Origin of the sequence: Psychrosphaera sp. F3M07 (assembly GCF_018860345.1) — a bacterium.
GTDB lineage: Bacteria > Pseudomonadota > Gammaproteobacteria > Enterobacterales > Alteromonadaceae > Psychrosphaera > Psychrosphaera aquimarina.
The window spans coordinates 35,880-58,174 of record NZ_JAHKPJ010000013.1 but is presented as its reverse complement, the minus strand read 5'-3'; the positions used below and the strand labels follow the sequence as shown (position 1 = coordinate 58,174).

General features: G+C 37.8%; 20 protein-coding genes. 7 read left to right on the top strand and 13 right to left on the bottom strand.

Going from position 1 to position 22,295, the window contains the following annotated elements; translation table 11 throughout:
* Window positions 1-153 precede the first annotated feature (153 nt).
* Both KO505_RS06450 and KO505_RS06445 read left to right on the top strand, forming a co-directional pair.
* Window positions 154-729: a GNAT family N-acetyltransferase gene (locus KO505_RS06450; RefSeq protein WP_216054635.1), complete on the top strand. Its 576-nt coding sequence runs from the start codon at window positions 154-156 to the stop codon at window positions 727-729.
* Between the two features lie 8 nt (window positions 730-737).
* Window positions 738-2,063, top strand: a complete 1,326-nt coding sequence (locus KO505_RS06445) for an FAD-binding oxidoreductase (protein WP_216054634.1) — start codon at window positions 738-740, stop codon at window positions 2,061-2,063.
* A 36-nt stretch (window positions 2,064-2,099) separates the two neighbouring features.
* Here KO505_RS06445 and KO505_RS06440 read toward each other — a convergent pair whose 3' ends face one another.
* Window positions 2,100-2,963 carry a tetratricopeptide repeat protein gene (locus KO505_RS06440; RefSeq protein ID WP_371819967.1) on the bottom strand — a complete coding sequence of 288 codons (864 nt, stop codon included), beginning with the start codon at window positions 2,961-2,963 and terminating at the stop codon, window positions 2,100-2,102.
* A gap of 122 nt (window positions 2,964-3,085) precedes the next feature.
* Here KO505_RS06440 and KO505_RS17525 point away from each other — a divergent pair, with 122 nt between their 5' ends.
* Window positions 3,086-4,399: a methyl-accepting chemotaxis protein gene (locus KO505_RS17525; protein WP_216054632.1), complete on the top strand. Its 1,314-nt coding sequence runs from the start codon at window positions 3,086-3,088 to the stop codon at window positions 4,397-4,399.
* 64 nt (window positions 4,400-4,463) lie between these two features.
* Here the strand turns inward: KO505_RS17525 and greA are convergent, their stop codons facing one another.
* The 6 genes from greA to hrcA form a co-directional block, all read right to left on the bottom strand.
* Entirely contained in the window at window positions 4,464-4,943 is a 480-nt protein-coding gene (gene greA / locus KO505_RS06430) for a transcription elongation factor GreA (RefSeq protein WP_216054631.1), read from the bottom strand.
* A 1-nt stretch (window position 4,944) separates the two neighbouring features.
* Window positions 4,945-8,163, bottom strand: a complete 3,219-nt coding sequence (gene carB, locus KO505_RS06425) for a carbamoyl-phosphate synthase large subunit (RefSeq protein WP_216054630.1) — start codon at window positions 8,161-8,163, stop codon at window positions 4,945-4,947.
* Between the two features lie 30 nt (window positions 8,164-8,193).
* The gene (gene carA / locus KO505_RS06420; protein WP_216054629.1) at window positions 8,194-9,321 is read right to left on the bottom strand and encodes a glutamine-hydrolyzing carbamoyl-phosphate synthase small subunit; all 1,128 of its coding nucleotides are present in this window, start codon (window positions 9,319-9,321) and stop codon (window positions 8,194-8,196) included.
* Between the two features lie 219 nt (window positions 9,322-9,540).
* Window positions 9,541-10,356, bottom strand: a complete 816-nt coding sequence (gene dapB / locus KO505_RS06415; protein ID WP_216054628.1) for a 4-hydroxy-tetrahydrodipicolinate reductase — start codon at window positions 10,354-10,356, stop codon at window positions 9,541-9,543.
* Window positions 10,357-10,509: 153 nt separating this feature from the next.
* Window positions 10,510-11,091, bottom strand: a complete 582-nt coding sequence (gene grpE / locus KO505_RS06410) for a nucleotide exchange factor GrpE (protein ID WP_216054627.1) — start codon at window positions 11,089-11,091, stop codon at window positions 10,510-10,512.
* 53 nt (window positions 11,092-11,144) lie between these two features.
* Window positions 11,145-12,185, bottom strand: a complete 1,041-nt coding sequence (gene hrcA, locus KO505_RS06405) for a heat-inducible transcriptional repressor HrcA (protein WP_216054626.1) — start codon at window positions 12,183-12,185, stop codon at window positions 11,145-11,147.
* A 104-nt stretch (window positions 12,186-12,289) separates the two neighbouring features.
* Here hrcA and nadK point away from each other — a divergent pair, with 104 nt between their 5' ends.
* From nadK to suhB, 4 genes are all read left to right on the top strand, one after another.
* The gene (gene nadK / locus KO505_RS06400; RefSeq protein ID WP_216054625.1) at window positions 12,290-13,171 is read left to right on the top strand and encodes an NAD(+) kinase; all 882 of its coding nucleotides are present in this window, start codon (window positions 12,290-12,292) and stop codon (window positions 13,169-13,171) included.
* Window positions 13,172-13,265: 94 nt separating this feature from the next.
* Window positions 13,266-14,939 (top strand): DNA repair protein RecN, encoded by a 1,674-nt coding sequence (gene recN, locus KO505_RS06395; protein ID WP_216054624.1) that lies wholly within the window; start codon window positions 13,266-13,268, stop codon window positions 14,937-14,939.
* Window positions 14,940-15,184: 245 nt separating this feature from the next.
* Entirely contained in the window at window positions 15,185-16,150 is a 966-nt protein-coding gene (locus KO505_RS06390) for a hypothetical protein (RefSeq protein WP_216054623.1), read from the top strand.
* A 181-nt stretch (window positions 16,151-16,331) separates the two neighbouring features.
* On the top strand, window positions 16,332-17,135 hold the full coding sequence (gene suhB, locus KO505_RS06385) for an inositol-1-monophosphatase (protein ID WP_216054622.1): 804 nt from the start codon (window positions 16,332-16,334) through the stop codon (window positions 17,133-17,135).
* Between the two features lie 178 nt (window positions 17,136-17,313).
* Here suhB and KO505_RS06380 read toward each other — a convergent pair whose 3' ends face one another.
* Genes KO505_RS06380 through KO505_RS06355 form a run of 6 tightly spaced genes read right to left on the bottom strand, consistent with a single transcriptional unit; the run spans window position 17,314 to window position 22,274 of the window.
* Complete coding sequence (locus KO505_RS06380) at window positions 17,314-18,585, bottom strand: lipopolysaccharide assembly protein LapB (RefSeq protein WP_216054621.1); 1,272 nt, start codon at window positions 18,583-18,585, stop codon at window positions 17,314-17,316.
* A 5-nt stretch (window positions 18,586-18,590) separates the two neighbouring features.
* Window positions 18,591-19,202 carry an energy transducer TonB gene (locus KO505_RS06375; RefSeq protein WP_216054620.1) on the bottom strand — a complete coding sequence of 204 codons (612 nt, stop codon included), beginning with the start codon at window positions 19,200-19,202 and terminating at the stop codon, window positions 18,591-18,593.
* 1 nt (window position 19,203) lies between these two features.
* The gene (locus KO505_RS06370; RefSeq protein ID WP_216054619.1) at window positions 19,204-19,608 is read right to left on the bottom strand and encodes a biopolymer transporter ExbD; all 405 of its coding nucleotides are present in this window, start codon (window positions 19,606-19,608) and stop codon (window positions 19,204-19,206) included.
* An 11-nt stretch (window positions 19,609-19,619) separates the two neighbouring features.
* Window positions 19,620-20,144 carry a MotA/TolQ/ExbB proton channel family protein gene (locus tag KO505_RS06365; protein WP_216054618.1) on the bottom strand — a complete coding sequence of 175 codons (525 nt, stop codon included), beginning with the start codon at window positions 20,142-20,144 and terminating at the stop codon, window positions 19,620-19,622.
* A complete protein-coding gene (locus KO505_RS06360) occupies window positions 20,144-21,502 on the bottom strand; it encodes a MotA/TolQ/ExbB proton channel family protein (RefSeq protein ID WP_216054617.1) in 1,359 nt (452 codons plus the stop codon). The genes KO505_RS06365 and KO505_RS06360 overlap by 1 nt, the downstream gene beginning before the upstream one ends.
* 4 nt (window positions 21,503-21,506) lie before the next feature.
* The gene (locus KO505_RS06355) at window positions 21,507-22,274 is read right to left on the bottom strand and encodes a DUF3450 domain-containing protein (RefSeq protein WP_216054616.1); all 768 of its coding nucleotides are present in this window, start codon (window positions 22,272-22,274) and stop codon (window positions 21,507-21,509) included.
* Window positions 22,275-22,295 lie beyond the last annotated feature (21 nt).

Below are 22,295 nucleotides of genomic sequence, written 5' to 3'. Positions count from 1 at the left end.
AAATTACAAAAACCGTTCAACCGAACAATAAACACACAAACCGCGTAAATACTCAGCTAAATACGTTTGAATTAGGTTATTTTTAGCTTCAATTAAAGACAAACTATTTAAAAACGCTACTATGAATAAAACGTTTCTATTAAGAATTTGAATATGAAAACACAATTTCAACTCTACAATTTAAGTGAAGAGCACTTTACTGATGTTATTAACTTAGGGAATTTAGTCCACGGCGACGGTTATTTATTTCCAGATACATTAGCCGCTATGCACCTTAAGGGAATAAAGGATGGATTAAACTCCAGCTTTGTTTTGTATCATGGTGACATGTTAGTTGGCTTTCGTATCACTTACGCCCCTAATAATTGGCAACTTGATCGTTGGTGCACTCCTGAGCTTTGGCCAATAGCGACAGAGCTTGTCGCCTATTTTAAATGTAATACTATCCATCCTGATTTTCAGGGAAAAGGGTTGGGCGGAAAATTACTGTCTGAGTCCATGACCACTTTAAAACAAATGGGTGCAAAAGCAGGGTTAAGTCACATTTGGATGCAAAGTCCTGGAAATGCATCATTTAAGTACTTTACTAAAGCCGGTGGAGTGTTAATAAAAACCCACCCAAGACGCTGGCATGAAGATGAAGCTTTACAAGATTATGTGTGCATAATTTGCGGTGAAGATTGTTTTTGTAATGCATCTGAAATGATGTTGGAATTTGATAAAGAGTAATCGCAGCCATGTATGATCCATTAACGAATAAGCAACTTAACAACCAACAAGGTTTTCCAGAGTCGTATTGGAGCTCTACTACATCGCCAATCAATTATGCTCCCCTAAATAGTGATGTTAACGCTAATGTTGTTATTGTTGGTGCGGGATATACTGGTTTAAGTTGCGCTATTCATTTAGCGCAACAAGGCGTTAATAATATTGTTGTCGTTGAAGCTAACGAAATTGGTTGGGGTTGTAGTGGTAGAAACGCAGGTTTTGTTTTACCAGGTTCTGGTCGACTTGGTTATAAACAACTTGTTGACCGCTTTGGACTAGCGCCTACCCACAAATTACATGATGATTTCATGTCTGCTATTGAATTAGTCGACACCTTAGCTATAAAGACCAAAGCCAATATTGATAAAACTGAACTTGGTTATTTAAAACTAGCCCACAGTAAAAATTGGTTTGAAAAGTTAAAGGACTCGGCAAATTACCTTCACCAAGAGTTTAACTATGATGTAGAGATCATTTCAAAGTATGATTTCTGTCATGATTATGTCGATCATAAAAATGTATTTGGGGCTATTCGTTACAATAATGGTTTTGGCATTAACCCACTTAAGTTAGTTAATAGTTATGCTGAGTATGCGACTTCTCTAGGGGTAACTATTTATAATCAAAGCCCAGTTAACCAGATAACCAAAAGCGGTCAACAGCATTCAGTAAACACGGAATTTGGATCTGTGTTGGCTGATAAATTAGTGATAGCTACGAACGGATACACACCTAAAGGTTTAAATACCCCAATAAAAAACAAAATTTTACCAGTGTTAACCAATGTCATTGTCACTCGGCCATTAACAGCTGATGAGTTAAAACGCTCAAACTTTAACACTCACCAAGTGATGATGGATACTCGAGAATTAAAATACTATTACCGCTTATTACCTGATAATCGAATTTTATTTGGCGGACGAGGTGCCATTTCAGGAAAAGACGCGACTAAACCTAAATACGCTAATAGGTTATTGTCTGAATTAAAATCCTGCTTTCCAGAACTTAGCACTATAACGATAGATTACAATTGGATTGGTTGGATATCGGTCGCTTTTGACCAAATGCCACATATACATAAGACTGACGATGATATTTTTTATGCTACCGGATATTGTGGTTCGGGCGTTTCTTTTAGTGCATACGCAGGCAAGTTATTGTCTGAACTCATTCAAGAGAAAGATGTTGTCTCCCCTTTAATATCCGCTCTGCCCAGTTTACCTTTTGCCCAGTTTAGACGGACAGGTCAGCGATTCTTTTATCAATATGGAAGAATGAAAGATTGGTTAGGTTAACCAATCTTTTTTTTTGCTTATTTAATAAGGATGGTATTAATACATTAAGGTATATAGTTTACGACGATACTTACTGGCGAGTTCATCACCACTGGCTAAATTAGAGACGATATCTAAATAATATTTTTTCGCTTCACCAAAACTCATGTCAGATTTTAATATTTCATATAACAAGTCTAATGCTTCTTCATTTCTATTCACTTGACTGAAGGCCAATGCTAATTGCTGTTTCAGTTGAAAAGACTCAGGTTCATTAGCAAGTTCAGCTTGTAATTTTACAATCTCAGGTGAATCCGCCGCATTCGAGGCTAAATCTAATTTAGCGATTAATTGATTATAGGTAGAGTCTTGGTTCACTATCAATACACTGTCTAATAATGTTTGAGCGTCTTCTAATTTCCCTAATTCAATACTCGCATTAGTAAACCCGAACAGAAACTCCATTCGTGATTGTTCTGCTTCAAAGGCTTTTTTAAATAACGGATAGGCATCTAGCCAATTGTTTTGTTGCGCAAACTCGACGGCACTTGCGTACCAGGCATCTTGTTCTTTTGGTAAGTGTTTTTGTAATAAAGCTAAAATTTCCGACTCTGGCTGAACCCCTGCAAAACCATCGATGGGTTGTCCATCTTTCATTATGGCTACTGTCGGTAGGCTTTTCACACCAAATTGCATTGCTATTTGCTGTTGTTCGTCACAATTAACGCGGGCAAAAATAAGATCATTTGGATATTGAGCAGCAACTGAAACTAAACTTGGACTAAGTTGTTTACATGACTCACACCAATCTGCCCAAAACTGAACCATCACCAATGTTTGTTTAGACTTCTCTAACAAAACCTGTTGAAAATTTTCTAATGTTATATCAACTATATTACTCATGTTTCTGCCCCGACTTATTTTTGCTTTTATATATGGGATAAATATCTAAATACAATTAATAGTCTATCTTTATTTTAGATCGTTAAACCGCTTTCAATATTACAATGTTCAATATCATCATATAGGTAGGGAAAAAATATATGTTCAACCCGTTCAAGGTACAAACTGATCATTCGATCGAACTAAACGAAATGAGAAGTCAAATAACCCAGCTAACTTCTAAACTTGATGCTATCAACCGCTCTATGGCGGTCATAGAGTTTACTCCCTCTGGCGAGATAATTCATGCCAACGAAAATTTTCTGACACTGATGAATTATAAACTCGAGGACATCATTGGCCATCACCATAAGATGTTTTGCCAAACTAGCTTGACTAACAGTGAAGAATACAAACAATTTTGGCAGCACCTAAATAATGGTGAATATATAAAAGGCCAATATGAACGGATAACTGCAAACAATGAAATAGTATGGTTAGAAGCTAGTTATAATCCAGTCTTCGATAAAGATCGTAATCTAGTAAAGATCATTAAGTTTGCTTCTAACATCACAGAGTCCATTGAAAAAGCACAAGAACAAAAAAATATGGTTGATGCAATTGCACGCTCTATGGCAATCATAGAGTTCAACTTGGCTGGGGAAGTTTTGGCAGCAAATAACAACTTTCTTGATTCAACTGGATACAATTTAGAACAAATATTAGGCAAACACCACAGGATGTTTTGTGAGACCGATTACGCAAAGTCGAATGAATATCGTCAATTTTGGGAAACACTTAACCGTGGTCAATTTGTATCGGGTCAATTTAAAAGAGTAAGTAGTAACGGTGAAACTATTTGGTTAGAAGCCAGTTACAATCCTATTTTTAACATCAAGGGGGAATTAATTAAGGTCATTAAATTTGCAACTGATGTTTCAACACGTGTAAATGCTGCGATGAATGCTCGAAAAGTAGTATTTGCAACTTCGTTAGATGCCGATAAAGCAGCACAACTTGGCTCTGAGGTAGTTAATGACACTATTAATATTATGGATTCGTTATCAGCCGATATTACTTTTGCATCTCAAAATCTTGATGCATTAAATACTCAATCAGATCAAATCAACAATATAGTAAACACCATTAGCTCAATTGCAGAACAAACAAATTTATTAGCACTCAATGCAGCAATAGAAGCAGCAAGAGCCGGTGAGCAAGGTCGAGGATTTGCAGTGGTTGCCGACGAAGTTAGGGGGTTAGCAGCAAGAACGAGTTCATCAACAACTGAAATAGCCGATGTCATTAAACAAAATATTGAGTTATCGCAAAAGGCTGCTAAAACTATGCAAGCCAGTATTGAACAAGTAAATGCAGGTACTGAATTAGTTAAAAAACTAAGTGATAACATTTCAGATATTAATTCAGGGGTCAGCGACATAGTAAACGTCATGGACAAATTAAATAGAAGTTGACCTTACTAAAATAAAAAAACCGTCTAATGACGGTTTTTTTTAATGCTTAGAATTAAGTAGATTATTAAATATACTCAACTTCTACTATTTCGTATTCAACCATACCTGAAGGTGTTTGAATCTTAGCAACATCATCGACACTTTTACCAATTAAGCCTCGGGCAATTGGTGATCCTATAGAGATCTTGCCAGCTTTTATATCCGCTTCATCTTGACCAACGATGTGATACTTAATTTCTTCTTCCGTTTCACAGTTTAAGATGGTCACTGTCGTACCAAAGATGACTTTGCCTGTATTAGGCATTTTGGTGACATCAATGATCTGAACATTAGAAAGTTTTGCTTCAATTTCTTGAATTCGTCCTTCGCAAAATCCTTGTTGTTCACGCGCAGCATGATATTCAGCATTTTCTTTTAGATCGCCATGTTCACGCGCCGATGCTATATCGGCAACAATTTTTGGACGGCGAACTGTTTTTAACTCTATCAATTCAAGGCGCAGAGCTTCTGCACCATGAACTGTCATCGGAACTTGAGTACTCATATTACTGAATTCTCTTATGTAAGTTTTGTAATGACTCTACACTACCACGATCATCCGCTGAATTTGCTAAACAAGTTGCAAATGCTGCATTTAATGTTGTTGTGTAGTTCGCTTTATAACGTAATGCACCACGACGCAATACTTTTGAATCTTCAATCGCTTGACGACCTTCAACCGTATTAACTATGTAGTTGTACTCACCATTTTTAATTCGGTCAAGTATATGTGGACGCCCTTCAAATACCTTGTTTACTTTACGACATTCAATGCCAGCTTCTTCAAGTACTTTATGACAACCACGTGTTGCATCTAATTCAAACCCAGCTTCAATTAGTTTTTGAGCCAAGCCAATCACGCGAACTTTATCTGAGTCGCGAACTGAAATTAATGCACGACCGCCGCGAGCGATTTCAATACCAGCACCTAGTTCAGCTTTAGCAAACGCTTCTTCAAACGTATTACCAACACCCATAACTTCACCAGTTGAGCGCATTTCAGGACCAAGAATAGGGTCAACACCAAGGAATTTGTTAAATGGCATAACCACTTCTTTAACTGAGAAGTAAGGAGGAATTACTTCTTTCGTTATTCCTTGCTCAGCTAAACTCTTACCAGCCATCACACGAGCCGCTACTTTTGCAAGTGGAATCGCGGTTGCTTTTGATACAAATGGAACAGTTCGAGCAGCACGAGGGTTAACTTCAATTAAATACACTTTGTTATCTTTAACAGCAAACTGGGTATTCATTAAACCAATTACACCAAGCTCTAGTGCCATGTCACGCACTTGTTTGCGCATCACATCTTGAATTTCTTGAGACAATGAATATGCAGGTAATGAACATGCCGAGTCACCTGAGTGAACACCCGCTTGTTCAATATGTTCCATGATGCCACCAATGAGAACATCAGTTCCATCACATATTGCATCAACATCTACTTCGATTGCGTTATCTAAAAAGTGATCAAGTAATACTGGAGAATCATTTGATACTGATACGGCATCTGTCATATAACGACGCAAGTCAGCTTCATCATATACAATCTCCATTGCTCTACCACCTAGTACGTAAGATGGACGAACAACTAGCGGAAAACCTATATCAGCACTTTTCAGAATAGCTTGCTCAGTAGAAGTCACTGTTGCATTTTCTGGTTGTAATAAACCTAAACGCTCAACCATTTGTTGAAAACGTTCACGGTCTTCAGCACGGTCAATTGCATCTGGAGAGGTACCAATGATTGGCACACCGTTTGCTTCTAATGCACGAGCTAACTTAAGTGGCGTTTGACCACCATATTGAACAATAACGCCAACAGGCTTTTCAATACGAACTATTTCTAATACATCTTCAAGCGTGATTGATTCGAAATACAAACGATCAGATGTATCGTAGTCTGTAGATACCGTTTCAGGATTACAGTTAACCATGATGGTTTCATAACCATCTTCACGCAATGCAAGAGATGCGTGAACACAACAGTAATCAAACTCAATACCTTGGCCGATACGGTTTGGACCGCCACCGATAACCATGATCTTATCTTTGTCAGACGGGTTCGATTCACACTCTTCATCGTAACTTGAATACATGTAAGCTGTATCTGAACTAAACTCTGCAGCACATGTATCAACACGTTTGTAAACCGGATGAATTTTAAACGTTTGACGTTTTTTACGAACTTCAGATTCACTTACTGCTAATAAATCAGAGATACGAGCATCAGCAAAACCTTTACGTTTTAATGAACGTAAGAAACCTTTATCTAAACCAGCAAAACCACGTTTTACTACTTCAGATTCAGATTTAATTATGTCTTCAATTTGAACTAAGAACCAAGGGTCTACATTCGTTAATTTAAAGATAGCGTCTAAATCCATGCCACTACGGAATGCATCGGCAATATACCAAATACGATCAGAACCAGGCTCTTTAAGTTCATGAATAATCTTGTCGTGTGCGCCTTCAGATTCAAGGTCAATAATCGGGTCGAAACCTGATACGCCAACTTCTAGTCCACGCAAGGCTTTTTGTAATGATTCTTGTTGGTTACGACCAATTGCCATCACTTCACCCACAGATTTCATCTGTGTTGTTAAACGATCGTCAGAACCAGCAAATTTTTCAAAGTTGAAGCGTGGTAACTTAGTTACAACATAATCGATGGTCGGTTCAAACGAGGCTGGCGTTGTGCCACCTGTAATGTCATTACTTAACTCATCTAATGTATAACCTACAGCTAACTTAGCCGCGATTTTTGCAATTGGGAAACCTGTTGCTTTTGAAGCCAACGCCGATGAACGAGATACACGTGGGTTCATCTCGATGATCACCATACGGCCATCTACTGGATTAACACCAAACTGTACGTTAGAACCACCCGTCTCAACACCAATTTCACGCAATACCGCAATAGAGGCATTACGCATTATTTGATATTCTTTATCAGATAATGTTTGTGCAGGCGCTACAGTGATTGAGTCACCCGTATGTACACCCATGGCATCGAAGTTTTCGATAGAACAAATAATGATGCAGTTGTCGTTTTTATCACGAACCACTTCCATCTCATATTCTTTCCAACCGATAAGTGATTCATCAATCAGAATTTCATTCGTGGTAGATAAATCTAGACCACGTGTACAAATTTCTTCGAACTCTTCTTTATTGTAAGCGATACCGCCACCGCTTCCGCCCATAGTAAACGAAGGACGAATAATACAAGGAAAACCGATTCGACTAAGTACGTCTTTAGCTTCATCCATAGATTGAGCAGTTTCAGCACGAGGACATTCAAGATTTATGGCCTTCATCGCTTTGTCGAAGCGTTCTCTGTTTTCCGCTTTATCGATGGCATCCGCCGATGCACCAATCATTTCCACACCATACTTTGCAAGCACGCCGTGTTTTTCTAAGTCTAATGCACAGTTAAGGGCCGTTTGACCACCCATGGTAGGTAAAACCGCGTCTGGGCGTTCTTTTTCAATTATTTTTTCTACTACTTCCCAGTGAATTGGTTCGATGTACGTTGCATCGGCCATCTCTGGATCTGTCATTATTGTCGCTGGGTTAGAGTTAACTAGAATAACTCGATAACCTTCTTCGCGTAATGCTTTACAAGCTTGAGCGCCTGAATAGTCAAACTCACAAGCTTGACCGATAACTATTGGACCAGCACCTAATAACAGAATGCTTTTTATGTCGGAACGTTTTGGCATAGGAATTCTTCTCTTAAATCTGTATTAGTATTATTTACGCTCAGTCATTAGTTCGATGAAATGATCAAACAAAGGCGCTGCGTCATGTGGACCAGGACTCGCTTCAGGGTGACCTTGGAAACTAAATGCTGGTTTATCTGTGCGATGAATACCTTGTAATGTACCGTCGAACAAAGATTTATGAGTCGCAACTAAATTATCAGGCAATGAACTCTCTTGAGCCGCAAAACCATGATTTTGAGCAGTGATCATTACTTTTTTGGTTGCTAAATCTTGAACTGGGTGGTTACCACCATGATGACCAAATTTCATTTTTTCAGTTTTTGCACCACTTGCAATAGCCAGTAATTGATGACCTAAACAAATACCAAAAACTGGAATATCTGTTTCTAAAAATGATTTGATTGCATCAACTGCATATGTACATGGCTCTGGATCGCCAGGTCCATTAGATAAGAATATGCCATCAGGATTAAGTGCTAGTACTTCTTCCGCTGATGTTTGTGCAGGTACAACAGTTAGTCGACACCCACGATCAACTAACATACGTAAAATATTGCGTTTAACACCGAAGTCATAAGCAACAACATGAAAACGTTCTTCTGCTAGTTCTGAATAACCTTGACCTAATTGCCAGCTGCCCATTGTCCATTGATATGGTTTTGTGCAACTAACTACTTTCGCTAAATCCATTCCTTTAATACCAGGGAATTGTTTAGCAGCTTCTAACGCTTTGGCCTCATCAATTTCACCTAACGCAATGATACAACCGTTCTGCGCACCTTTGTCACGTAGAATACGAGTTAATTTGCGAGTATCAATATCTGCAATGCCAACAACATTGTTATTTTTTAAGTAAGTACTTAAATCTTGTTCACTACGAAAGTTACTAGCTACTAAAGGTAAATCACGAATAACTAGGCCTTTGGCCCAAATTTTATCGTTTTCTTCGTCTTCAGAATTAGTACCGTAGTTACCAATATGTGGATAGGTTAAAGTTATGATTTGTTCAGCGTAAGATGGGTCAGTAATAATTTCCTGATAGCCTGTCATTGAAGTATTAAAAACTACTTCGCCAACTGACATACCTTCAGCACCAATTGCGGTACCTCGGAATATAGTTCCATCTTCTAGAACCAATAGCGCGGGTTGAGTCAAGATAACCTCCTAGCAATGATATGCAGATTTTACGTTTTTATCTGCAACCGGTTAATCTTAGCCATACAAACCTGTTTTTTCATCTGACAAATGAGCAACAGCATTTGCGTTAGGCAAATTTCGATTATTGTAGCTAAGAGATCATCATTAGGCTAGGAAAAAATACATAAATTATAAAAACAGTCCATTTAAGTAAAAAAAATGCATTAGGCCGTTATTTTATATATTAAGTTCTTTTAAACTAAGTACATCTTGCATATCAAACAGGCCATTTTGTTTGTCACTCAACCAGTTTGCAGCCCTTACTGCACCTTTGGCAAACGTTAATCTGCTAGTTGCCTTATGTGTTATTTCGATGCGTTCACCTATATCTGCAAACAAAACCGTATGATCACCAACTATATCTCCAGCTCTTACCGTGGCAAAACCTATGGTTTCTCGGTCTCGTTCACCGGTATCGCCTTCTCTTCCGTACACGGCAACTTTGTTTAAATCACGATCTAACGTATCGGCGATCACTTGCCCCAACGCCATTGCAGTTCCCGATGGTGCATCTTTTTTGTATCTATGGTGACCTTCTATTATTTCGATATCACAGTCATCACCTATGGTTTTTGATGCGACTTCTAGCAACTTATATAACAAATTAACACCGGTAGAAAAGTTAGCCGCAAATACAATAGCAATATGCTGAGATGCATCTTTCATTTTTTCTAATAAGGTTTCAGGTAAACCAGTAACCCCTATCACCATGTTTAACTTATGTTTAACACAGAAATCAATATTGGCACTTAACGCCTCTGGTAAAGTGAAATCAATCCAAACATTGGTTAAAGGCGCCAAACTTTCTAATTCAGAACTTGCATAAATATTCGTTGCGCCAATACCAGCTATCAATCCTGCATCCATTTTATCAAATGGCGAAGACTCTCTAACCGAACAAGCTGATAATGTTGCCGTTTCATCTGCAACTACCGCTTCTATTAAATTACGTCCCATACGGCCGTTTGCGCCAAATATTCCCACGTTTGTCATTGTTTATCTCGTTTCTATCTATTTAGTGGTATTCATTACCAATTTGATTAACGGATGTTACCGCAATCCAAATAATAAAAAACCCGCCAATAGCGGGTTTTTAATGTTAATTTTCAAATATATTATTCAGAAATGGATAATATATTATAAATACTAAGGTGCTTTAGAAACCATAACCATAGCCGGTCTAAGTAAACGACCATTTAAGGTAAAGCCTTTTTGCATTACAGCTATTACTGTATTAGGTTCAACATCTTCGCTAGGTTGCATTGACATAGCTTGATGGAACTCTGCATTAAACTTTTCACCTTGAGGGTTAACTAACTCAACACCAAACTTAGCAACAGCGTCAATAAATGACTTCTGCGTTAACTCGATACCTTCGATTAACGGCTTTAATGCTTCGTTTTCTTTGTCAGAAAATTCGACGGCTCGCTCTAAATTGTCGATGACAGGCAATAACTCATTCGCGAATTTTTCTAATGCAAATTTGTGAGCTTTTTCAACATCAATTGCAGCTCGACGACGGATATTGTCGTTATCAGCAGCAGCTCTGATCACAGAGTCTTTTTGGCCTTCAATGGTTGCTTTCGCTTCCGCTAACTCAGCTTGTAGCTGTGCAATGTGAGCTATTGCGTCGATTTCTTCAGATTGAACTTCTGCTTCATTGTTAACAACTTCAGCGTCTTGTTGTTCATTTTCTAATTGTTCGTTGTTTTGATCTTGATCAGACATGGGGTTATAGACTCCAAACCACTCTAACTATAGGAAAAATGTGTTGTGGCATATTATGGGGATTGAAATTCTCGATTCAAGGCTGATGACAGAATATTCGCAGTAACGTCTACTGCAGATATAACTGACGCATAATCCATCCTTATTGAACCGACCACTGAAATATATCCAACAACCCTATTATCTTTGAATAACGGCTTAACAACAACACTGCAATTGGAAAAAAGCTCAACACCGATCTCTTCACCGATAAACACTGAAACACCATTATTATTTTTACTTTGTGTAAATATTCCGTTTAACGCCGACACATCTTCAAACGATTTAAGCAATTTACGTAAGGTGTCTGTGTCGTTTGAAATTTCATTATTTAATAAACGCGTCTCACCAGAAGAGTAAACCAATAGTTCATTCGCTACTAATGTGTCTCCGAATAACGTTTGTTTCACTAACTCAAAAACAGCGACGTCCATTTGTTTTATTAAATAAGGTAAACGCTCTGCCCCTTCCGCCATAGTAAAACCGGCTAAAGCAATATTAAGCAACTGAACCGTCTGTTGTAAAACAGGCTCTGACACAGGTTGTGCTAATTCAACAACACGATTTTGCACTTGATCATGTTCATCTATTAATACGCATAGTAGACGTCGATCAGCTAACCTCACCAATTCCAACTGACGTATTACCACATCATTACTCTGCGGCATTACTACTAAACCCGTTAATCGCGTCATGTCTGCTAATAACTTACTGGCTTTAGCACAAATTATCTCAGGATTTGAGGAATAACCTAAACTGCTAGACAGTTTTTGCAACATGTTGGGTTTACATTGAATGTTCGCCAGTAAGTGATCGACGTAATGTCGTAAACCTTCACGTGACGGAATTCGACCTGCACTTGTGTGCGGCGAAAAAATAAGTCCTTGTTTTTCCAAGGCCACCATTTCATTTCTGATGGTCGCGGAACTGGCTGAAATTTCATCTAAAGATGAAATAGCCTTAGAAGATATTGGGCTGCCACATTTTAAATAATTTTTAATAACTAAATTAAGTATTATTTCGCAGCGTGTATTTGTAATATTTTTTTGATTCAATGTTTTGTCAGTCTTCTAATTCAGTCGAAAAAACGCTATAACCCAACTAGATAATCAATTTCTAGCATATAGATACATCTATTAGGGCGTTTAGGTAAAATACAATGGCTCAACACTTCAAAACAATTGGATTAATTGGCAAAGCAAATCATGATGCCACTATGGAGACAGTTGTTGGCTTATATAACTTCTTAAAAAGTAAAGGTCACAACATAGTTGTTGAGGAAAACGTTGCTAGTTATATAAATGATGCCGGCTGTCCTGTTATGAATTTATTAGAGCTAGGCAAACTATGTGATTTAGCGATCGTTGTTGGTGGTGACGGTAATATGCTTGGCGCGGCCAGAACATTAAGTAAACATGACGTGGCTGTTATCGGAGTGAATAGAGGGAATCTCGGTTTTTTAACTGATCTTAGCCCTGACGATTATGAAACGTCTCTGACCGAAGTCCTCGATGGAAAATATAAAACTGAATTACGTTTTTTATTAGATGTATCGGTTTATAGAGATGGTGAGTTAAAAGCCAGTAACCGAGCAATGAACGAAGTAGTACTGCACGCTGACAAAGTTGCTCACATGATCGAATTTGAGGCATTTATTGATGGATCATTTGTTTTCCATCAACGCTCAGATGGGTTGATCGTTTGCACGCCTACAGGCTCAACAGCATATTCGTTGTCTGGTGGTGGTCCTATTGTTCACCCAAATCTAAACGCCATTGCACTAGTCCCAATGTTTCCACATACATTAACCAGCCGCCCATTAGTGGTTGACGCCAACAGTGAAGTTAAAATCATTGTTTCAAAAGCTAAAGATTCCTTACTACAAATAAGCTGCGACAGCCACATTATGTTGTCAGTAAAACCCGGCGATGAAATTATTATTAAAAAACATCATTTAGGTCTTCGTTTAGTTCATCCTACCAATCACGATTATTACAGTGTACTTAGAAAAAAGTTACACTGGGGTAAACAGAATTATTAGTAACACTAAGAGTTAAATTAATTTTATATAGACATACCAAAATATTTAAACTACTGTATATTACAACAGTTAATTATCTTTGTGATGTGTCTATATGTTACTTTCTTTAGCCATTAAAAATTTTGCAATCGTTAGCCAATTAGAAGTGAATTGGCATAATCAAATGACGACCATTACCGGTGAAACTGGCGCTGGGAAATCCATTGCGATTGACGCTTTAGCACAAGCTTTAGGCGAACGTAGTGAAGCATCTATGGTTAGAGCTAATACAGATAAAGCCGAAGTGATTGCTGTGTTTGATATTACCAATTTAACCTCTGCACAAAACTGGTTAAAAGAACATGAATTATTTAATGATGATGAGTGTATCCTGCGCCGTGTTATTTCAAAAGAAGGCCGCTCTAAAGCGTATATTAATGGTAGCCAAGTTCCAGCCTCTCAGCTAAAAGGCATTGGTAGTTTATTAGTAAGTATTCATGGTCAGCACGCACACCAATTACTGACAAAACCTGAACATCAACGTTTTATGTTAGACCAATACGCAGGCAATCAAACTCTTTTAAATAAGTTAAAAGCGAACTACCTTGATTTGCAATCCAAAACCTCAGAATTTAAACAATTAACTGAAAAACAAGCTGAATTTAGTGCTCAAAAACAACTATTACAATATCAGGTAGATGAGTTAAACAATGCTGAATTAATAGAAGGTGAATACCAAGAGATAGAACAAGAGCATAAACGTTTACATCATGCTAATTCATTACAAGGCGATAGCCAACATGCTCTGGACATATTGCATGAAAACGAAAATGGCAACGCTTATTCCGCATTACAATCAGCCCTTTCTTTACTACATAAGTCCTCAAACTTAGACTCGAGGTTAACACCAACTATTGAGTTATTAGATTCAGCATTAATTCAGCTGGATGAAGGCACTAGTGAACTTAGAAACTACATTGACGATTTAGAACTTAACCCTGCGCGTTTAATTGAAGTTGAGCAACGTTTAAACCTTTACGTTGAATTAAGTCGCAAACACCAAGTATTCCCTGAACAACTGATTGAAAAATTGGAAGAACTAACTGATGAGTTAAATAAACTGACCAATTCGGATAATAGACTTATCGAATTAGAAAGTGAGATTGAAATAGCCAAAAACAGTTATAAAGAATTGGCCATTGAATTAACTAATTGCCGGTTAAAATTTGCAAAACAACTTAATCAAAAAATCACAGCTAGTATGCAACAGTTGAATATGGGGGATGCCGTTTTTGAAATAGAGATAAAATCTGATCCGGAAACTTTCACACAATTTGGTTCTGACAAAATTGAATTTTTAGTCAGTGCCAATCCAGGTCAACCCTTACAGCCTCTATTAAAAGTGGCATCTGGTGGTGAACTAAGTCGCATGAGCCTAGCAATTCAAGTCATCATAGCCCAAAAGGTTACGACACCTACCCTTCTATTTGATGAAGTTGATGTGGGTGTTTCTGGTCCCACAGCGTCAGCAGTTGGTAAACTAATGCGAGAATTGAGTAACAATACCCAAGTGATTTGTGTCACTCATTTACCTCAAGTGGCATGTTATGGTCACCAACAACAATTTGTTAATAAACAAACACACTCAGGTATGACTCAAACCAGTATGGAAGCCTTAAATCAAACTGGCAGGATAGATGAACTAGCTAGATTGTTAGGGGGAGATACGATATCTGCCACGACCAAAGCTAATGCGTTGGAGTTATTATCGATTGCTCATGCACATTAGAGCAAATTTGTAATGAAAATTGGGGGAATGAATCAAGACCATCAGTATTAATCCTCCACTATAATAACGATTGCACAAATGAATTACACCAGTCATGTTTTGACAACTCTCTATGCAAACTAAAATAAGCCACAAGCTATATTGCAATTCATGTAAGTTAAAGTGAAACTGGGCTTAATAAAATTAGTGGTTTATAAATTCCAGCCGCTATATTTAGACATGCAATGAATAATAGGAAGCTGAAAGTGTTGAATAAATTAGTATTATCGTTTTTCCTATTATTGATTAACTTAGTCAGCCCAAACGTTTTCTCAGAGCAACTATATTTCAACAAAACCCAAGTTGGAGACAAAACAAAATTTGAGTATAAATGGCAAAATAGTAACGCAAGGCCATATTCTTTGGACTTTGAATTAAATACTAAAGCCATAAACAGCGACTTCAGACATTTTAAATCGTTAACGCCTTCAAGATTACAAATCTACTCAGTCAAAAAGTTAAAACAAGCAGCTTCTCAACTAGATCCCAGAAAAGGTAGTGTAAAGATCAAACCTAGTTACCAGGGAGTAGAATTTGAGTTTAAAAGTACTAGCCGTGAATGGATGGAACAGCAATCAGTCACACTCAAGAATGTCTATGACTCATCACTAAAAGATTATTTACATCAGGAATACTATATAGAATTCCAACCAATAGGTTATAGAGGTAATCCATCAACTTTATCCTATAAACCAGATCATGTTAGGTTTGCTAAAGAAAGTGCGGACTCTTTAGCGCCAATAATAAAAAGACTAAAAAAAATATTACCCCGAGCGAATGCCAGAAGGACGGCTATATTTTTACTATCGTGGTTACAAACGATTCCTTACAGCACTCTAGAATCTCGCACGCAGTCTAACGGTTCAGGCTTTTCACCTCCGATCAAACTTATATCAAACAATAAAGGCGATTGTGATAGTAAAGTCACATTGATGGCGAGTATTTTAAAAGCGATGTACCCAAGACTTAGAGTTGCCATCATATATGTGCCTGAACATGCCCTTATTGGGCTTAATGTTTCACACTTGAGTACTGATTATAAACTGCAAATTGATGGGCTAGATTACACGCTTGCAGAGCCTACCGGTCCTAGAATGATTAAATTCTCCGAAATCTCTGAACGCTCTAAAAAGTTTATTGAATCTGGCATGTATCAAACCGAAATCTTCTAACTTAATTCTTTTTTAAGGGCTCCCCTATTTACTTCTAGCCAGAAATCTCTACAATGCGCGCTGATTAAAAAATGTTCTTTAGTAATTTGTTCACACTTCAGTTGATGGTACGTATGTAACATCGATGTATTTATGTTGCGTGTAACACATTACGTTCTTTCTAAAAATAGGTGATTGATTTATGCAACCGATGTTAAACATCGCAGTTCGTGCTGCTCGTAACGCTGGAAAAATTATTGCTCGTGCATATGAGCAATTAGATTTAGTACAAGCTGAATTAAAAGGTACAAATGATTTTGTAACTAATGTTGATAGGGAAGCAGAAGAAGCAATCATCTCTACTATTAAAACCTCATTCCCAGATCACTCTTTTGTCGCAGAAGAAAGCGGTATAACTGAAGGTGATAGCAAATATCAATGGATCATTGACCCATTAGATGGCACCACTAACTTTATTAAAGGGATACCTCACTTTGCAGTTTCGATTGCATTAAAAGTTAATGGTAAATTAGAACAAGCCGTCATATTTGATCCGATTCGTGGTGAATTGTTCACTGCATCTCGTGGTGCTGGTGCACAGTTAGATGGCAAACGAATTCGTGTTTCTAAAGCTAAAGATTTATCTGGTACGCTTTTAGCAACAGGCTTTCCATTTAAACAAAAACATCAAACTACTGCTTACTTAGCAATTTTCTCAGATTTATTCCTACAAGTTTCAGATATGCGTCGTGCAGGTTCAGCCGCATTAGACTTAGCATATATTGCTGCTGGTCGTATGGAAGGTTTTTGGGAAATGGGACTTAAGCCTTGGGATACAGCTGCTGGCCAGTTAATCGCTAAAGAAGCCGGTGCGGTTATCTCTGATTTTGAAGGTGGTGATAACTTTGATAAAAGTGGAAACATCGTTGTAGCGACACCTAAAGTACTAGGCGCTATTCTTAAAACGATTAGACCTCATTTGAATGAAGGTTTACGCAGTAAATAACTAATTCGATAATTCTAAAAGCCGGCATCCGCCGGCTTTTTTGTATCTGCTTGTTTATCTCGATGTTTCATTTTATAGCCATATTTGACTGCATAAAGTGAATTACTAAAATAATTTAACAGTGATTTACAGGCAAAAAAAAACCGACATAAGTCGGTTCTTTTTAAAAGATAGAAATCTAGTTAAGAACTAAACCTTTACGGCCAGCCGTTTCTTTTACAAAACTCTGCCAACTAGCGGCAGTTTTAGCTGTATTTTTATCTTTCTTAGCTTCTTTAAATGCATCATAAGAGGCTTGCCAGTTTTCTAAGTAGAAATTAGCTTCACCAATTAATACTTGCAACATACCTTCACGTTTGAATCCAGCTTTAGAAGCTTTATCAAATGCGTCTAGTGCCGCTTCGTATTGTTCAATGATCATAAGATTGTTACCTTGCTTACGGAAAAGATCTCCGTCGTTAGATAACTTAGCCGCTTCACCATAATAAGTAGCTGCTTTCTTAAACTCTTTAGCATTTTGAAAAGTACTTGCCATGATAGACAAAGACTTATCGTCTTTCTTGATCAAGCCGCTATTGATGTATTTCTCTTGTATAACCGCTGCTTTATACGGAATACCATTATTGGCATATAATTGAGCTAAACGTTTCATTTCTGAATCTTTAGTCAAATAACCATTTCTGTAAGCAACTTCAAAAGTAGATAACGCTCTATCGTAATCTTCTATTAATGCATAGAAGTTAGCTAATTGAACCCACCATTTACTTTCTTCAGGGAATGTTTTAACAAGAACTTCAACAGCCTTAGTCGTTTCTTTATATTTTTTCTGCTCATAGTACGAAGCCATGATTAAAATATAAGGGTTTTGATTAGGTTTTTCTTGTAAAGCTATTGCCTTTTTAGCAGGCTCAAAAACATTATCATATTGCTTAAGTTCGTAATAAGCATTTGCAATGCCTACATAAACTTTTTCATTCTCATCTAAAGAAAAGTTTATATACTCTTTATAGTATTTAATCGCATCTTCATAATTTTGAGCTTGCATAGATAATGCAGCAACATTGTTAAGAATTTCTGAATGATCTCTAAATGGTAATTCATCAGATTCAATTGCTGATTTTAATCTAACAATTGCTTCTTCACCCTTACCATCGATGCCAGCGTACATAGAACCAATATAACGGTCTACGTTCGCTTTATCGAAATCATCTTTAGGAGACATTTCTAACAATATTTCTAAAGCTTCATTTACTTTATCTTCTTGATAAAGCTCAAAAGCTTTTTGAACTTTTTTACCTGCACGAGGACTTAGCGCTTTACCGCCACGAGCTTTCTGTCGTTTTTTCAACTCTTCCTGTTTATCAGCTGGTACTTTTGCTTCCGCTATAGGAGCAAGAGTGACACCAGCTGTGATAACAGCACAAAGGAATAAATTAAGAACATTTTTCATATCTATTAATTCCCCAGTTTAAAGTCTAATTGAACAGTTAAGCCTGTCTGACGCTGAGCCTTACCATCAACCATTTTTGGTTTATACTTCCATTTACGTAAAGCTTTTTTTGCTTCACGGTCAAATACACGCTTAGGCTCAGAATTGATTACGTCTACGTTTTCAACTCCACCAATTTCGTTTATTTCGAAAGTAAGTTGAACCCAACCTTCAATACCGTCACGAGCTGCTTTGCTAGGGAACTTAGGTTCAATACGAACGATAGGTGTTGCATCACCGTCACGTATTAAAGCACCAGGTCCATTCAAGCCAGCAGATGCAGTACCTACATCAACAGATGGCATGTTAAAGTTAAACCCACCATTATCAGCAATTTGCTGTTCTGGTTCAGGCTGAGCAGGTTTAGGTGGCTGCTTAGGCGGCGGCGGAGGCGGCGGCGGCACACGGTTACGCTGCTGCGTCTTACCCTCTGGTGGAGTAGTATTAATTTCAACTACAATCTTTTCCATTTCTTTATCGTCGGGACTAGATCCACTTGAAATAAGAAATGCCATAAAGACAAATAAGCCGAAAGTGACTACTACACCAAGTATAATTGATGCAATAAATCTCCCCATACTACTTTTTCTCCGCTGCGATTGAGATCTTCTCTATTCCAGCAGCTTTGATAGCATCCATAACTTCAACAACGACGCCATGTTTTGCTTCTTTGTCAGCTTGAATAATTACGATATCAGTTGGTTGTTCAGCCAGCATACTTTCTAAACGAGCGCCAACCCTTTCAATATCCACTTCAGCTTTATCCATCCAGATTACTCCGTTTGGTCTAATAGCAATAAAGATATTGGCAGAAGGTTTTGAACTTGCTTGAGCTGCTTTAGGTTTTAATACGTCAATACCTGCTTCTTTTACAAACGAGGTAGTAACAATGAAGAATATAAGCATGATAAACACGATGTCTAGCATCGGTGTCATATCAATTGCTGCGTCATCATCTTCACGGAAACGTTGTTTACGTGCCATAGTTCAATCTCCTAATGATGTGGCAAGCTATCTACTAGCTTTTCTTTTGCCACTTTAACTCTTGTTTCTAACCTTGTGCTGAAAAATATTCCAGACAAAGCCGCAACCATTCCTGCCATTGTAGGGATTGTTGCCATCGAGATACCTGCAGCCATCAAACGTGGGTTACCAGTACCTTGTGTTGCCATTGTATCGAATACAGTAATCATACCTGTAACCGTACCTAATAGTCCGATTAACGGACACATAGCAACAAGAGTTTTAATAATTAACATTCTTGCATTTAGTTTTTCGGATGCCTCAGAAACCCAAGCATCACGGATTCTATGTGCACTCCACGATGTGGTATCTAATCGAGCGTCCCAATTTGAAATAATTGAGTCACGAAGTTTTGGATATTCCAATGTAAGGAAATACCAACGCTCGATCATTAATGCCCACATAATAAGAAGAGCAGCAGCTACGAAGTATAATACGAAGCCGCCAGTCGCAATAAAATCCCTGACAGATTCCCATAGGCCTATCAGGTATAACATTACGCTTTCTCCTTCTCAGCATGTGCAGCGATGATACCAGCACTTTGCTCGTCAAGAACATGAACGATGCTCTTAGCTCTTGCAGCAACGATGCTATGTACAAAGATTAGAGGTAGTGCAGCGATGATACCCATTGCTGTTGTAACCAATGCCATTGAGATTGAACCAGCCATTAGTTTAGGGTCACCCGTACCGAACAGTGTAATTTGTTGGAACGTTTCAATCATACCAATAACCGTACCTAGTAGACCTAGTAGAGGTGCTACAGCAGCTAAAATCTTGATAGTGTTGATACCACGTTCAATACGCGGAGTTTCACGTAAAATAGCTTCGTCTAATTTAAGTTCTAAGTTTTCAACGTCAGAACCTTTATTCTCTTGATAGATTTTCAAGATACGACCTAACGCATTACCTTCAGAAGGATTGTTAGTATCTTTAAGCTGAGCTTTCATTTTACTACCTTCAGTTAAGGTAATGAATAAGCTAATAGCAGCAATGAAGAAACCTAAGAACAATACAGCTGTAATAACGTAACCTGGAGTACCACCTTGGTGATAACGGTCTTCCAATGTCGCTCTTTGCGTGTTCAGACGTAAGATACCGCCACGTGAAGGGTCAACATAAAAAGGAACGATTTCACCAGCTTTAGCATTTTGTAATGCGTTTGCTGAAGATACGTAGTGGCTATCTGCCGCTTTACCTAAAGGCTGTATACGTTGAACATTTGAGTTATAAATCAAGTATTCATCAGGAGCTACTAAGTTGAAAGAACCAACACGAGTAATCGTTTTAGTTACAGAACCACCAGATAACTGTGCAACTTCAGCGTCAAATACTGCAACTTTAGCAGATTCTGTCATTTCAGTTTGCAATGCAATCCAAAGGTCTTCTAACTCTTTAGTTGTTGGTAATTTTTTAGCTTCAGCTAACTCTGCTAATAAAGCAGAACGATCGCCATATCCAGGTTGACCTGAGATATTTGAAGCAGTAATTGAACCGATTGTGTTACTTGCTGCACGACGTACAACACCAAACATTTCACCTAAAGTACCTTGGGCATTTTTAAGTTCAGTTGCTTTTGTTGCTAAAGTGATTTCGTTTTGAGCATATTGCTTTTGTAAACGATCGCCACGTGCTTTTTCGTCTTTAAGTTCTTTTTGAGCTTTATTTAATAAAGCTTGTTTGTCAGCTTTGGCTGCCAAGAACTCTTTTTCACGTTTTTTATTAAGTTGACCTTCAGAGATACGGTCTTTTTTAACTTGTTCTAAAAGTTTATCTAGTTCACCTGCAGCACTAACATTAAAGCTAGTTGCTACTACAGCTGCAGCTAAAACCAATGAATTTAATACTTGTTTCATGCTTTTACTCCGCTGCAAAAATTGGTAATTTAATTAATTCATACGGCGCTTGTTTACGTGCCATACGGATAGTTAGCGTAATATCTTTAAGATATTCATCACCTAATTTAGACCAGCTACGAGTAGTATTATTCCATACCCAAGCATGCTTAAGATCTTTAGACTGTGCAACTAGAGCAATACGTCCTACGTGTACGAAGTCTGCGCTGATTTCTTGACCATCAAAAACTTCAGTAGCCTGCCAAGCTTCAACAGCTGAACCATAGTCTTTTTCAATTTCATACGCTTCAAGTACTTGACGATATTTTTCAGAAGTACTTACATTAGGGTCAATCATGATTGCACGTAATTTGGCAACACGAGCTTGACGTCTTTCTAATTTAATAGGAATGTCGGCATTTACGAATTGCTCTAACATATCGATCATACGGTACATTAGTGGCACTACGTTACGTTTAGTATTTTCAATCTCTGCGATTTGAGCTTCAAGTGATGAAATTTCATCATTTTGAGCTGCTACTAGTTTTGCAACGTGGTCGTTGTAAACTTTATGAATCTCAGTTTCATCAACAACTGAACGATATTCAATAACGATATCTTGAGTTTGTTCTTGAATTGTGTCGATTTTAACCTGCGACTTGGCCGCAGCTTTATGAATTGTACGCTCTGCAGCGTGAATTTTTTCTAGTGGATCTGCAGCCAGTGCAGAACCAGTAAATGCCATTGCACCTACAAGAGCTGACGCTACTAGATTTAATTTCATCTTAGACATAGTTCCCAACCAATGTGTATA

Coding starts and splice junctions, on each gene's coding strand:
- KO505_RS06450 (WP_216054635.1), top strand. CDS start 154: ATGAAAACACAATTTCAACTCTACAATTTAAGTGAAGAGCACTTTACT.
- KO505_RS06445 (WP_216054634.1), top strand. CDS start 738: ATGTATGATCCATTAACGAATAAGCAACTTAACAACCAACAAGGTTTT.
- KO505_RS17525 (WP_216054632.1), top strand. CDS start 3,086: ATGTTCAACCCGTTCAAGGTACAAACTGATCATTCGATCGAACTAAAC.
- greA (WP_216054631.1), bottom strand. CDS start 4,943: ATGAGTACTCAAGTTCCGATGACAGTTCATGGTGCAGAAGCTCTGCGC.
- carB (WP_216054630.1), bottom strand. CDS start 8,163: ATGCCAAAACGTTCCGACATAAAAAGCATTCTGTTATTAGGTGCTGGT.
- dapB (WP_216054628.1), bottom strand. CDS start 10,356: ATGACAAACGTGGGAATATTTGGCGCAAACGGCCGTATGGGACGTAAT.
- grpE (WP_216054627.1), bottom strand. CDS start 11,091: ATGTCTGATCAAGATCAAAACAACGAACAATTAGAAAATGAACAACAA.
- nadK (WP_216054625.1), top strand. CDS start 12,290: ATGGCTCAACACTTCAAAACAATTGGATTAATTGGCAAAGCAAATCAT.
- recN (WP_216054624.1), top strand. CDS start 13,266: ATGTTACTTTCTTTAGCCATTAAAAATTTTGCAATCGTTAGCCAATTA.
- suhB (WP_216054622.1), top strand. CDS start 16,332: ATGCAACCGATGTTAAACATCGCAGTTCGTGCTGCTCGTAACGCTGGA.
- KO505_RS06380 (WP_216054621.1), bottom strand. CDS start 18,585: ATGAAAAATGTTCTTAATTTATTCCTTTGTGCTGTTATCACAGCTGGT.
- KO505_RS06375 (WP_216054620.1), bottom strand. CDS start 19,202: ATGGGGAGATTTATTGCATCAATTATACTTGGTGTAGTAGTCACTTTC.
- KO505_RS06370 (WP_216054619.1), bottom strand. CDS start 19,608: ATGGCACGTAAACAACGTTTCCGTGAAGATGATGACGCAGCAATTGAT.
- KO505_RS06365 (WP_216054618.1), bottom strand. CDS start 20,144: ATGTTATACCTGATAGGCCTATGGGAATCTGTCAGGGATTTTATTGCG.
- KO505_RS06360 (WP_216054617.1), bottom strand. CDS start 21,502: ATGAAACAAGTATTAAATTCATTGGTTTTAGCTGCAGCTGTAGTAGCA.
- KO505_RS06355 (WP_216054616.1), bottom strand. CDS start 22,274: ATGTCTAAGATGAAATTAAATCTAGTAGCGTCAGCTCTTGTAGGTGCA.